The sequence below is a fragment of the Nostoc sp. ChiVER01 genome, from assembly GCF_034531155.1.
Lineage (GTDB): Bacteria > Cyanobacteriota > Cyanobacteriia > Cyanobacteriales > Nostocaceae > Nostoc.
Window position 1 is genome coordinate 277,668 of sequence record NZ_JAVRBS010000001.1, and the last position, 14,487, is coordinate 292,154.

Below are 14,487 nucleotides of genomic sequence, written 5' to 3' on the forward strand. Positions count from 1 at the left end.
TATAGATTTTATATGAGTGAAACACTAACCTTCGATCCCATTTGGGAAGAGAAATATAGCCAGGGGCATTCGCAGCGCTATCCTTGGGATGCAATAGTAAGCTTTGTTTTCCGGCATTATCCATATTACAAGCCACGCCATGAGCTGAGAATTCTAGAGGTTGGTTGTGGTACTGCCAGCAATCTTTGGTTTACAGCACGTAAAGGATTTTCCGTGTCGGGTATTGATGCTAGTCCCAGCGCGATTAGGTATGCACAAAAACGTTTTTCTGAAGATAATTTGATTGGTGACTTTCGTACAGGTGGCTTTAATCAACTACCTTTTAAAAATAACTATTTTGATTTGGTAATAGACCGGGCTGCTATTACCTGCTGTGGTTTTTCGGTGGTACAACAAACGGTAGCCGAAATTAGACGCGTACTACAAGCAGGCGGGAAATTCTATTTTAATCCTTATAGCGATCGCCATAGTAGTTATGCATCTGGACGACTGGGATCTGATGGGCTAACGTTAGATATCTCTGCTGGCACATTGGTGGGAGTGGGGCAAATTTGCTTATATGGGAGGCGTGAAATAGATGCTTTATTTACACAGGATTGGCAGTTGTTGAGCATACAGCACTTGGAAATAATTGAACAGGTTCAACCCCAGTATACGGCGCATTCAGAGTGGCGAGCGATCGCTCAAAAATTACCTCAATAAGCTGTGTATGAAAATTGTTTTTTTAGGCAATCATACCGTTGGTGTCAAGGCTCTTGAGACAATAAGTAAAATGGCAGATGTGGTAGGTGTAGTTAGCCATCCTCCTGATCCTGAAGATGGAATTCGATATCTATCTGTTTACGATTTTGCTATTCAACAGGGGTGGACTGTTATTCGTAGTATTGGTAAAAATCCAAGTTTAGAAAATTTCATCCAGAATGCACAACCTGATTTGCTATGGGTAACAGATTATAGATATCTCTTACCACTTTCCCTGCTTCAGTTAGCTCCTTTGGGTGCAGTGAATTTGCATCCGAGTTTGTTACCCAAATATCGAGGCCGTGCTCCTCTTAATTGGGCTATTCTCCAGGGTGAGCGTGAATTAGGATTGACTGCTCATTTTATAGATAATGGTACAGATACTGGCGATATTATAGAGCAAATCAGATTTGAACTGAGTCCAACACAAGATGTAGGTGATGCCTTAGAGATCATCTATCCTATCTATCAAAACTTGACTCGCATTGTCCTCAAGTACTTTCAAACAGGAAAAATTCCTAGAAAGCCACAAAATCATAGCCAAGCTACAATCTTTCCAGCTCGTAAACCTCAAGATGGTTTGATTAATTGGCAGCAAACAGCTTCCAGTATACATAATCTAATTCGAGCAGTAGCAAAGCCATATCCTGGTGCTTTTACTTATTTTGGCAATTGGAACATAACGATTTGGAAAGCTTGTGTTGAATCTAGTTTTCATAAAGCTACACCTGGACAAATACTATCAGTTAGTTTAGATAAGCAGTTCTGTGTCGCATGTGGAGAGGGTATTCTGCGGGTTCTAGACTTTACAATTGAACCACAAATTGAGCAAGGCTTTCGCATTTCTTTAGGTGATATGTTACATCAAAATATTGGTGAATCAATTGAGTAAGTATTTTCTTAAACTTCAAGAACACTATGTACAATTACTCCAACAACATGGTTCTACATTTCGTGCAGTGGATTGGGGATCTAGTTACGGACAAAAAATAAGATTTCAAGTCTTATTAGAAGTAGCAGATGTTTTGAATACTTCTTTATTAGACATTGGTTGTGGAGTAGGTCATTTAGTAGAATATTTAGAAGAAATTAATTTTAGAGGTCAATATTTAGGTATTGATGTTTTGGCAGAAATGATAGCATCTGCTAGTATCTCTTATCCTAAATTTCAGTTTAGAGTCGGTAACATTTTAGAGCATGATAATAATTGGAATGCAGACTATGTATTAGGAAGTGGATTGTTTACTTTTGCAAATAATGAATTAATGCAGAAGAGTATCAAGGCAATGTTTGATATCTGTAATAAAGCAGTAGTATTTAATTCTCTAAGTAGTTGGGCTGAAAATAAAGAGCCTGGAGAATTTTATGCAGACCCTTTGACTACACTTAAATTTTGCCGAACATTTACGCCTCGGGTAACTCTTCGTCATGATTACTTACCACATGATTTTACTATCTATATGTATAGGGAATCTGATTACAAATGATTGTATCCATTAATCAACCAGCTTACCTTCCTTGGCTAGGTTACTTTCATCGTATTGCTATCAGTAAATTGCACATAGTTTTAGATCATGTGCAATTTGAAAAGAATAGTTTTACTAATCGGAATAAAGTTAAAACAACTAATGATTGGTGCTGGCTAACAGTTCCAGTCAGAACAAAAAATAATTTTGGTAGTCTACCAATTCATAAGTTAGAAATTGATAATAATACTAACTGGAGATTAAAGCATTGGCAAACAATATATCATAGCTATAAAAAAACGCCTTATTTTCAAGAACATAGTTCATTTTTTGAGTCAGTTTATCAGCATGAATGGCAATATCTTTCTGACCTGTGTCGAGAAATTACTAATTACTTGCTGAGTGCTTTAAAGATTAATACTTCATTGCTATTCAGTTCCCAAATGCATCCAGAAGGAGTAAAAGACGAGTTGGTATTGAACCTATGCCAAAAAGTAGGAGCAAATATTTACCTGTCTGGTATTCTCGGACAGGACTACATTCGTCAGGAGTTATTCGAGATAGAAGGGATTAAAGTTATCTACCAGAATTATCATCACCCAAATTATCCTCAATACCGAGGAAAAAACTTTGAACCATATATGTCTATTATTGATTTGTTATTTAATTGTGGTTCTCAAAGTAGGGATATTTTACTCAACAATCAAGACCTGATTCAGACATCAGCTTTAGTATGAAAATTCTTGTAGTTGCTGCTCATCCTGATGATGAAGTACTCGGTTGTGGAGGGACGATCGCTAAACATACTCAACAAGGCGATCGCGTTGATGTTCTGATTTTAGCAGAGGGAGCTACCAGCCGCACTCCACAACGCGATCGCAAAAAGCTGCAAAATGAACTTTCAGCTTTGGCTGAAGTTGCCCATCAAGCTAATGAAATCCTGGGAGTAGCTTCTCTAACGCTGCATGACTTCCCTGATAACCGCATGGACACTTGCGACTTGTTAGACATAATTAAAGTCATAGAACAAAAAATTATTCAATATCAGCCAGCAATTATTTATACTCACCATATTGGTGATGTTAATATTGACCACTGCCGTGTTCATCAGGCGGTAGTAACTGCTACTCGACCGATGCCCAGTAGTACTGTTAAAACCCTACTGTTTTTTGAAATTGCTTCTAGTACTGAATGGCAAACTCCAGGTTCAGCTCCTGCCTTTGTCCCTAACTGGTTTGTGGATATATCAGAAACCTTAAGTTTGAAACTAGAGGCATTAGCAGCTTATGAGTCTGAGATGCGTCCTTGGCCTCATGCTCGTTCGATTGCGGCTTTAGAGCATCTAGCTCACTGGCGTGGTGCTAGTGTAGGTGTCGAAGCTGCTGAGGCATTTATCTTAGGGAGAAGACTGAATTAGTTGAGGCAGTGAAGGTGAGGTATTGCTGTTGTAGTCATAACTCTAAGTAGTAGATTTAAATTTTTATAAAGACTCACTGTCCTGCAATCACCGTGAATTCACAGAAGTAATTTTGCAGTTAGCGTGAATTTAGAAGAATTTATCAGTAGAATTCCCCTTGGATACATAGTAGATATAGCGTTAGATTGCTTGAGTTAATAGGCGATCGCTTTGCATTACTCCAGTCATGGAAATGGGAGATATTTTCACATCACTAAAATATTTTTTTAGGAAGTAAATCAACGCTATGTCTACCAAAAATAAAGTTCTTTTCTTTTCTCCCTATGGCTTGTGGCTAATTCATAACCAACTGGATGCTGTTGTAGCTACTGCATTACAACTTCGTGACTGTGAAGTTTTAGTTGTGGGTTGTGACGGCATTTATAATGACTGCGCTATTACAAGGTTTAATAGTAGCGAAGAATTATGCAAAAGCTGTTCTAAAGTAGGCAAAAACTTTTTTGAAGATTTATTTGGTTTACCATACACACAACTACGCAATTTTATTGAAAATGATGATTACACTATTGCTAACAATTGGATAAAAACAGTCAGTCCTGAAAATTATAATAATGCTGTATATAATGACTTACCAATTGGTAAATGGGTAACCTCAACTATTTATACCCACTTTCGTATATCTGTGACAGGACTAGGTAGCAATCACATTCAAAGAGTTCATAGAAAATATTTAATCGATGGTTTAGTTACTTATAATGCACTGATTAGACTATTTAATAATTATAAGCCAAGTAATCTATTTTTATTTAATGGGCGATTTGCTCCCTATCGTATTGCATTTGAAGTAGCACGTCAGCTAAAAATTGATGTTATAACTCACGAAAGAGGTTGGATTGATGATAGCTTTATATTTTTTGACAACACTACTACATTGAATACACAGCCACTTTTAAATTGTGTAAAAAACTGGCAAAATACAACATTAACTAATGAAGAATTAGCACAAACCAAGAATTATTTCATAAATCGTGAATATGGCTTGGATATGAACTGGCCATCATTTTATAATTTTCCAACAAATCATATAGATATTCGTCGTCAATTAAGAATACCTTTAGAAGCTAAAATTTTTGCAGTATTTACTTCAAGTGAAGATGAATTAGCAGCATTAGATGATAGAGCAAGAATTACTGAGCAATTTAATATAATTGCCAATTTAATAGAAATATTTAAAAATAGAAATGAATACTTAGTAATTCGTCATCATCCTTATATAGGAGGTAACAAAGATACTCCAATAGAAACAGATTCTTTGTCAAAAGCTTATCAACAGGTATTCTCTCTACCAGAAAATGTCCGCGTTGTGATGCCTTCTGAACAGTTAACTTCTTATGCATTGCTTTGGCATACAGATGCAGCGCTCGCCTTTTTTAGCACAGTAGCAATTGAAGCGATCGCTAGAGGTGTACCAACAGCAATATTAGCAACTTCATCCTATGAAAAAGCCTCACGATACACTATTCAAGACACTAGTATTGAACATCTAAATCAACTCATTAATAACCTATTGACAGATTCATCGAAACTAACAGCAGAAGATTTAAAGAGACTTTATCGCTTTACAAATGCTTACTTTTTTAAATTTTCTCATAAATTTCGCTCAATTGGTATAAAGGATTTTTATTCACACAACTTGAGATTTGAAACTTTAGATGATTTACAACCAGGTAATGATCCAACCTTAGATAAAGTTTGTAACAGAATTATACTAGGTTCTTCCCTTGATAATTTACCTAGTAACGATTTGGATAATCTATTGCCAGAACAAGAAAAGGCTTTTTACAAGCAAGAATTGCAAGAAATAGAAAATCATAAAAATTTGGTAAGAGAACAGAGTTTAAATTACCATAAAAATTTGGATTCAGATATTTCTGTAGTAGCTATTATATATCTTAAGTACAAAAATTTTTCATCGACTGAAAGTCAAGTTTCACCTGATTATTTACATGAATCTCGATATAAAAACATAGCTATATATGAAGTTAATGATTGCAAATTAAGCGATTATCAAACTATTATAGACTCTGTTTTATCTTTAACAGAAAATATAGCAGCAGATTATATACTTCTCGCTAACAACTATACTCAGTATGATGAATCATTTATATCCTCAGCCATTGATATCCTAATATCTCCAGATTCTCAAGATATAAATGGAGTTTTTACTGGAGGTTGGCTATCAACTGTAGAAAACAGAATAGAGGATGGCTTATTTATCTCTGGGGTATTCAATAAGCAAGAAAAACTTGTATTTCGCCAGGGAAACATTACATATCCACAAGCATTAGAAGTACTTCCACTACTCAACATTCCGTTTAGTGTATTGTCATTTGGAATACTTAGAAAGAGTACACTAAAAGAAATTCTGCAAGAAGTTAAAACAATCCCAGAAAATCAAGCTGCTCGATACTTATTTGAATCCGTTTTTAATAGTGATAATATTTGTAAAGTTGAACTGCCTAAACTGGTTATTCGTCAAGAGTTAGAAGTCTTGAACACTGTTAATAAATCAAAGCCAGAATTACCAATTCATTTTTTTACAATAGTCCTAAATGGGCAACCGTTTATTCAGTATCACATTGAAGTATTTAAACATCTTCCTTTTAAATGGCATTGGCATATTATTGAAGGCGTAGCCGACTTAAAGCACGACACAGGTTGGAGTGTGAAACTGGGTGCAAATATCAGTGAGGAAATGCATAAAAATGGTCGTAGTTATGATGGGACTACAGAATATCTAGATGAAGTAGCACAACTTTACCCGAGCCAAGCCACAATATACCGAAAACCGGAGGGTGTTTTCTGGGACGGAAAACGAGAAATGGTCAATGCACCACTTCTAAACATTCAAGAGGAATGTTTACTATGGCAAGTTGATGTAGATGAATTATGGACATTAGAGCAGATTTGTACTACTAGAGAAATGTTCATTAGCAATCCTGAGAAAACAGCTGCTTTCTATTGGTGCTGGTGTTTTGTAGGAGAAAAATTAATTATCAGTACTCGTAACTGTTATACACAAAATCCTCAACTAGAGTGGCTAAGAACTTGGAGATTTAAACCAGGAGCATTTTGGGCAGCACATGAACCGCCCGTATTAGTAGAAACTTTATTAGATGGTCAATATCAAAATGTGGCAGCAATCAATCCTTTTTTACATCAAGAAACTGAGAAACTTGGTTTAGTTTTTCAGCATTTTGCCTACGCAACAGCAAAACAATTGCGATTTAAAGAGCAATACTATGGTTATAGTAATGCTACTTGTGAGTGGCAGACTTTGCAGGAAGCAACTAAATTTCCAGTTCTTTTGCGTGAATACTTATCATGGGTAAGAGATGAAACGAGGGTTGATACTGCTGAATCATTGGGTATAGTACCAATTGCACAGAAAGAACCTAACACGAATAATTGGCGATTCTTACAAGAAGATGAAATGCAGCAGCAAATTGCACAAATTAAAAAACCAAGACCAATAATTATAGTTGATGGTGTTTTCTTTCAACTCCATGAAACTGGCATTGCTCGTGTTTGGAAATCCTTACTAGAAGAATGGGCTAAAACGAGATTTGCTAAACATCTTATTGTGCTTGACCGTCAAGGAACTTGTCCCCAGATTGCAGGTATTAAATATCGGACTGTACCATTATATAACTATTATAAAACTGAATCTGACAAAGCAATGTTACAGAAAGTGTGCGATGAAGAAGATGCAGATTTATTTATCTCTTCTTACTATACAATGCCGATAACAACGCCTTTTGTCTTCATGGCACATGACATGATACCAGAAATCATGGGCGAATTTTTGGGATGGGACTTAAATAATCCACTTTGGCAAGAAAAGCATTATGCAATTCAGCACGCCATAGCCCATATAGCTGTTTCAGAAAATACAGCTAAGGATTTGGTTAAGTGTTTTCCTGATATTTCTTTAGACTCTGTAGCAATTGCTAAAAATGGTGTCGATCATCAAGTATTTTCACCCGTATCTCAGGAAAATATTAACTTATTAAAAATAAAGTATGGTATTACTAAGCCATACTTCCTTTTAGTTGGTGCTGGTACTGTCTATAAAAATAGTATGTTATTTTTCGTAGCTCTTTCACAGCTCGTTAGTAAAAGTGGATTTGATATTGTTGTGACAGGTAGCGGCGGTTTACTAGCAAATGAAATCAGAGAATACACATCAGGTTGTGTTGTTCACAGGGTAGAACTCAGTGATGCTGAATTAGCAACAGCTTACTCTGGTGCAGTGGCACTTATTTATCCTTCTAAGTATGAAGGTTTTGGTATGCCTATATTAGAAGCAATGGCTTGTGGTTGTCCTGTAATTACTTGTCCTAATGCTTCAATTCCAGAAGTTGCAGGCCAAGCTGCAATATATGTAAATGATGATGACGTAGATGCTATGAGAAATGCACTTTCTGAAGTGCAAAAACATAGTATTCGTCAGTCATTAATTAACGCAGGTTTAGTAAAGGCGGAACAGTTTTCTTGGCTAAAAATGGCGCAAACTGTCGGTTCTGTATTAATTAATGCTACACTTTTTCATTTAAATTTAAAGAAAATTAATTTAATTATTTTTCCTGATTGGTCACAACCAGAAGAGTCTCTTGGTTTAGACTTACAACAAGTTATCAAGGCGATCGCCACTCATCCTAATAGTGAAGAAACTACCCTAGTTATTGATACTGCTAACATTGCTAATGAGGATGCTGAACTATTTTTATCTAGTGTGGCTATGAATCTTTTGGTAGAGGAAAATTTAGACGTTACTGAAGGATTAGAAATTTCTCTAGTGAAAAACTTAGCTGATATTCAGTGGGAAGCTTTGCTACCTCGCCTCAATGCCAGAATTATTTTAGAACATGAGGATAAACAAGCTTTAGCACAAGTGTCAGTAGCTAAAGTACCTTCTTGCCAAATCGATAATTTAAGCAATCAACTAAATATTTTATTGAAGCAAGAAAAACAAATTAAATATCAATTATCAAAAAACTTAATTACTTACAATATTAAAGAAATTCCTATAACTCTTCCCTACGATCATGTTTTGCCACATTATCAGAATAAGTTTAGACTATATGATAAATTCATAGGTGTTTTAGCTAAATATTTACCAAACAATCAAGACTTTATAGTTGACATTGGAGCAAACGTTGGTGATACAACAGCCCTGTTACTACAATATTGTTTAAATCCAATTATATGTATAGAAGCAGATGAAGAATTCTTTAGTATTATGGAACATAACCTTTCAAAATATAACCAAAGAATTGTTTTTGTAAATTCTTTTGTATCAGGAAACAAATTGAAAAATGTAGAACTGGTAAAAAATATGGGTACAGCAAGAGCAGTAGAAAGTAAAACTAAAACTTTGAAATCAGATTCATTAGAATCAATTATTAAAAATTCAAATTTAGGTAAGTGTATACTCATAAAAACTGATACTGATGGATTTGACTTTGAAATTCTACTATCCTCTCTGAGCATAATTAAAGAACATAGTCCAATACTTTATTGGGAAAATGAGATTTCATCCTTAAAAGATATCGATCTGGCAAAAGATTTACTTAAAAAGCTAGCAAGTATGAATTATACAAAATATATCGTTATAGATAATTTTGGTAATCCGTTGTTTTATGGATGTTCATCTCAATGCTTAGAGCAAATTAATGAGTATCTATTTAACAATATTCATACTAAAAATAATACTTTTTATTATACAGATATAGTTGCTTTTCCAGAAAAATATAGTCATTTTATTCCACAAATAGAATCTGAGTATAATGATTTTATCAGAGGTTCAAATGTATACCCTACTCATTAATACGAGTAATATTGGTGTTGAAAATGCCAAAGTGGTTTCATCTAGTGTTGCTATAAATCTACTCATCTAAGAAAATTTAGATATTATTGATATCGGTTAATTCTGCTAGTGATTTTAATAAGCAGCTAAAATTCATTGCTTTGCTAACTCAAAAAAATTATGATTGAATGATTTTAGTTGTAAATTGTAGGTTGTATGTTGTCATTTTTTTTGTAAATATTCTTTATTATACTAGAAAATTTTGTATTTATAATCTTAGCTAATTAAAGGTAATTTAAAAGTGAAACAAACTAACTTAACTAATAGAGTGGAAGTGTCTATTACAGAAGTATTAGGTGTGAAATATGGAAATATTAATGTTATAGTTTTTCCTGATTGGTCGCAATCAGAAGAATTACTGATTATACAATTAGAACAAGTAATCAAAACGGTAATCAATCATTCTGATAGTAGCCAGATAACGTTACTTATAAATACTAATGGCATTTCTGAAGATGATGCAAATTTAGTTTTATCTACTGTGGCGATGAATCTGCTACTAATAGAAAATTTTGATATTACTGTAGAATGTGAAATTTCTCTGCTGGGAAATTTAGATGAAATTGAATTAAGAGCTATAATTCCTTTTCTCCACGGTCGAATTATTTTACAAAATGAAAATATAGAGGGTTTAGCATTATCTCTAATACAAAATATCCCAGTGTATGAAATAAAAAGCTTCAATAATATACATATAGAGCAGTTAACTTTTGATTTAAGTAATAGATTATTTCAAGAGGGCAGATGGACAGAAGCGATCACTCAATATCAAAAACTTTTAGAAATCCAATCGGGTGATGCAGATATTTATTGGAATTTAAGTTATTGCTATAGACAGTTAAACTTGTTAGATGAATATTTCCAGACTCTCCAACAAGGAATTAAACTTTACCCGCAAGAAGGAAGATTACATTTTTCATTAATCATAGATTTGCGGCGTAATGGACGTATTCAAGAAGCTATATTAAGTGCAGAGAATGCGGCTAAATGCTTACCTAATGATTACACTTTTAAAATTCTCAAATATTTAACAGTTCCATCAATATACGAAAATAAAGAAGAAATTAACTTCTATCGCCAGCGCTTTACTCTAGGACTGCAAGATTTAGTTCAGCAAACATCTCTCAAAACTACAGAAGAACAAAAAAGTGCTTTAGCAGGTATAGGCCGCCTCACAAATTTTTACCTATCATATCAGGCACAAAATGATATAGATTTGCAACGCCAGTATGGAAAGTTAGTACATGAAATTATAACAGCTAACTATCCACAATGGGTAATTCCTTTATCTATGCCTAAGCTTCAGCCTAATCAAAAAATTCGTATTGGCTACGTTTCACATTACCTGCATTCTTATAGTGGCACACTTTGGTTAACTGGCTGGTTACGTTACTGCGATCGCCAAAACTTTGAAATTTACTGTTACTACACAGGAAACGAGCCAGATCCTGTTACCCAACAGTTCCAAAATTACAGCGATGTTTTTCATCATATTCCTTATAACTTATCAGCAGCTTGTGAACAGATAATTGCTGATAAATTGCATATCTTAGTCTTTCCTGAAATAGGTATGGACGCACAAACCATGCAAATGGCCGGTCTGCGGCTTGCGCCTTTGCAATGTGTGGCTTGGGGACATCCGGTAACGACTGGCTTACCCACAATTGATTACTTTTTATCTAGCGAGTTAATGGAACCCGAAAATGCCCAAGAACATTACTCAGAAAAATTAATTCGCTTACCTAACATTGGAGTTTCTTACCCTAAGCCATATATTCCCCCAGTTATCAAAACCCGTTCAGATTTTGGCTTACAAGATGATGCAGTCATCTACTTATGCTGTCAAGCTCCTTTTAAATACCTACCGCAATATGATTTTATTTTTGCGGAAATTGCTCGTCGTCTTCCTGAAGCTAAATTTGTATTTTTGCGTGGTACTTTACTTGAGCCACGCCTAAAGCGTGCTTTTGCTGCTGTTGGACTTAACAGTGAGGATTATTGTGTATTCCTCAATATTCCAGAGCGGCTAGACTATCTAATTATTAACTTACTTTCAGACGTTTATCTAGATACATTTACTTGGTCTGGTGGTAATACTACTCTAGAAGCGATCGCTTGTAATCTCCCGATTGTCACTTGTCCAGGGGAATTTATGCGTGGTCGTCATTCGGATAGCTTTTTAAAAATGCTAGGGGTGACAGATACTATTGCTGAAAACGAAACTGAATATATTGAAATTGCTGTCAAATTAGGACTAGATCCGGCTTGGCGAGGCACTATTGCAGAAAGGATGAGCCAAAATCATGATCGTCTTTTTGATGATAAAGCTTGTGTCGAAGGTTTAGAAGCCTTCTATAAAGAAGTTTGTAATAAGCACTGAAGTGCTTAAATTTGTAATTAAAGAGGAGAAGGACTAAAGTCCTTACTACGAACTTTTGAATTGTTTGTAGTAAGGACTTTAGTGCTAAAAAAATCTATGTACCAATATCGGAATAGTTGGGGAAAAGTAGGACGGCGTAAATAATTAAAGGTTTGTAGTGTACCCCTGCGGGGAAGTAAGCTACGCGTAGCGTCTCGGAAAGAGGGCTAAAGCCCTCACTACAAACTTATCTTTTCTCAATATACCTTTGCCACATTTGCTGGTAAGCTTTCTCCATTTCACACGTAAACTGCTTACCATTCCATAGTGGTGCTGTCTGTCGAGATGCTTTCAACTTCAAAGCTACCTGTTGGCGTAAAGCTTCATCTTTCCCCAAACGCACACCCCACTCTACATACTCTTCATCAGTCCATGCAATACCTTCTGTGATACCAGCGTTCATCATCATGGTATAGCTATTTCGGGCGGCAAATTGCTCTCCAACTCTGCTTACTAAGGGAATACCCATCCAAAGTGTTTCTAAGGTTGTCGTCGCGCCGTTATAAGGATAAGTATCTAATACAACATCAGCGATCGCTAAATTCGCTCTGTGGACAGACTCAGAAACATCTAAGCTTAAAAATCGTAGACGTGAATACTCTACACCCTCTTCTTCTGCTAACTGCATAAAAAATTTCTGCACAGCTTCAGAGTCTGCTATCCCTTTAATTAAAAAATAGCTATTAGGCACTTCCTTAATAATTCTCATTTGCAGCCGTGCTGTATCTGGGTGGCGCTTAAATCCTCTTTGAGCGCTCAGAAAAACTACAGCATTACTAGGAATATCTAGAGAGTCCCGTCGTAAAGTTGGCACACCGATTTCAAAACCGTCCACTGCTATATAAGTTTGTGGTAATCGCCAGATTTTTTCTGTATAGTACTCCTGAGCAGATTCGGGCAAAACATAAGGATCAGCAATAAAGTAATCAACTGCTGGTATTCCCGAAGCATCCCAACCCAACCAGGTTACTTGTACAGGTGCAGGTTTAAGCGCTATTATTTCACAAGTGACATCCAGAGTAATACTATCCAAATCGATTAAAATATCAATTTCATCTTCGTAGATTTTTTCAGCAATGTCATCACTATAAATTCCCCCTAGATAAGCTTGATTAAATTGCTGGACATACCATCCCTGCAATGGATCATCTACTTGTTTATAATTTATAAAATATCCATAAATATCAAACTGTTCACGGGTATGGTGTTGAATTAGCCACCTAGCTAACCAGCCAACTGAATGCCTAGATAAACAATGTGATAAGTAGCCAATCTTTATTTGCTTATTTCTATTACGTGAACTCCGTTGTTTATATCGCTGAACTTTTTCAATAGCATATTCTTGCACGTTAAGCTGACATAGTTGCGCTATTTGATTCTGAATTTGTCTATTTTTATGCGGATTGTCTTGTAAGTAAGGTGCATAATAATTGGCATTAAATAGACGCAATACTCTAGCATATTCAAGATTTATAGGTTGTTCTTCTATTAAAGATTTCAGTAAATATTTCTGCTCTAGGAAAACTGTGCATGCTTCGTTCCAATAAGCAGGAGCTTCCATTAATCCTCTCTGGATTAGGTGTTTAGCAAAGACTTGATCGGTTAAACTATTTGACAGTGAGTAGCATAATTTAGCAGTTTCTATTCCTTGAGAATAATTGTAATCCCTTAAATAAAAACTAGCGAGATGGCGCAGAAGTTCTGTATTTTCAGGCTCCAGCCGTAAACATAGCTCAACCAATGATATTGCTACCTTAGGCCGCCGCATAGAATGGGCAATTTTAACTGCGGCTGGCAGTAAAATATTAATGAAAGATTGAGGCTCACTAACATGGGTTAGACAACATTCTGCAAACTCTAGGACAGAGGGATGTAAAGGGTTATCATTGATGATATTCCCCAATACTTCCAACAATAACTTAATATCTATGATTGCTTCTGACTGAATTAACTCAATTACCTCTAGAGAAGTTAATTCATCACCAGTAAAAGTTTTGAGTTTGATAGATAGCTCAATTAAATACAGAAGATTATTCACATATATAGGAGAAATTTCCCGTATATGTTGGCGAATTGCCCAAGCAACTGAATAATCTGCCAGTGTCTCTCTGCGTTCGGCTTCGGTTTGCAGAACCTTTATCAATTCCACAGTCCATTGCTCAACTTGTTCGGCTTCTCCCTCCTGCATAGCCAGCAGCCAAGTCATTTGCGCTTCTGCTTCTTGTCCCTGCAATAGCAACATTAATCCTAAGTTCCAGTAGTGAGATTTCACTTCTGGTTCTGTTTCGATAGCTTGTTCATAGCAGCTAGCAGCTTGAGTATAGTTACCTTTGATAAAATATTGCTGGGCTTGCTGCTCTGATGAGGTGATGTTAGTAAAAGTTTGGACAGAAGTCATAGTCAATAATTTTTAGGATAGTACTAGTACTATTCCCAGAATTGAGAACAAAATTAAAGTGGGTAGCCTAAACTACCCACTGTTATAAAGCTTGCAATTGGATATAGAACTCAAGTT

7 protein-coding genes and 2 pseudogenes are annotated in these 14,487 nt (G+C 35.5%); 8 read left to right on the forward strand and 1 reads right to left on the reverse strand.

Going from position 1 to position 14,487, the window contains the following annotated elements; all coding sequences use genetic code 11:
- Positions 1–12 precede the first annotated feature (12 nt).
- From RMY00_RS01010 to RMY00_RS01045, 8 genes and pseudogenes are all read left to right on the forward strand, one after another.
- Positions 13–702 carry a class I SAM-dependent methyltransferase gene (locus tag RMY00_RS01010; RefSeq protein ID WP_322645778.1) on the forward strand — a complete coding sequence of 230 codons (690 nt, stop codon included), beginning with the start codon at positions 13–15 and terminating at the stop codon, positions 700–702.
- Positions 703–709: 7 nt separating this feature from the next.
- Complete coding sequence (locus RMY00_RS01015; protein ID WP_322645779.1) at positions 710–1,633, forward strand: methionyl-tRNA formyltransferase; 924 nt, start codon at positions 710–712, stop codon at positions 1,631–1,633.
- Positions 1,626–2,228: a class I SAM-dependent methyltransferase gene (locus RMY00_RS01020; protein WP_322645780.1), complete on the forward strand. Its 603-nt coding sequence runs from the start codon at positions 1,626–1,628 to the stop codon at positions 2,226–2,228. The genes RMY00_RS01015 and RMY00_RS01020 overlap by 8 nt, the downstream gene beginning before the upstream one ends.
- On the forward strand, positions 2,225–2,944 hold the full coding sequence (locus tag RMY00_RS01025) for a WbqC family protein (RefSeq protein ID WP_322645781.1): 720 nt from the start codon (positions 2,225–2,227) through the stop codon (positions 2,942–2,944). Before RMY00_RS01020 ends, RMY00_RS01025 begins: the two co-directional genes overlap by 4 nt.
- Positions 2,941–3,624: a PIG-L deacetylase family protein gene (locus tag RMY00_RS01030; protein WP_322645782.1), complete on the forward strand. Its 684-nt coding sequence runs from the start codon at positions 2,941–2,943 to the stop codon at positions 3,622–3,624. Before RMY00_RS01025 ends, RMY00_RS01030 begins: the two co-directional genes overlap by 4 nt.
- Before the next feature lie 2,578 nt (positions 3,625–6,202).
- A pseudogene (locus RMY00_RS01035) lies at positions 6,203–8,623 on the forward strand (glycosyltransferase family 4 protein); the annotation flags it as partial.
- A gap of 210 nt (positions 8,624–8,833) precedes the next feature.
- Positions 8,834–9,514: pseudogene (locus RMY00_RS01040) on the forward strand (FkbM family methyltransferase); the annotation flags it as partial.
- Between the two features lie 280 nt (positions 9,515–9,794).
- Entirely contained in the window at positions 9,795–11,933 is a 2,139-nt protein-coding gene (locus RMY00_RS01045; protein WP_322645783.1) for a tetratricopeptide repeat protein, read from the forward strand.
- A gap of 226 nt (positions 11,934–12,159) precedes the next feature.
- Here RMY00_RS01045 and RMY00_RS01050 read toward each other — a convergent pair whose 3' ends face one another.
- Positions 12,160–14,370, reverse strand: coding sequence for an O-linked N-acetylglucosamine transferase, SPINDLY family protein (locus RMY00_RS01050; RefSeq protein ID WP_322645784.1), 2,211 nt, complete (start codon positions 14,368–14,370; stop codon positions 12,160–12,162).
- Positions 14,371–14,487 lie beyond the last annotated feature (117 nt).

Coding starts and splice junctions, on each gene's coding strand:
- RMY00_RS01010 (WP_322645778.1), top strand. CDS start 13: ATGAGTGAAACACTAACCTTCGATCCCATTTGGGAAGAGAAATATAGC.
- RMY00_RS01015 (WP_322645779.1), top strand. CDS start 710: ATGAAAATTGTTTTTTTAGGCAATCATACCGTTGGTGTCAAGGCTCTT.
- RMY00_RS01025 (WP_322645781.1), top strand. CDS start 2,225: ATGATTGTATCCATTAATCAACCAGCTTACCTTCCTTGGCTAGGTTAC.
- RMY00_RS01030 (WP_322645782.1), top strand. CDS start 2,941: ATGAAAATTCTTGTAGTTGCTGCTCATCCTGATGATGAAGTACTCGGT.
- RMY00_RS01050 (WP_322645784.1), bottom strand. CDS start 14,370: ATGACTTCTGTCCAAACTTTTACTAACATCACCTCATCAGAGCAGCAA.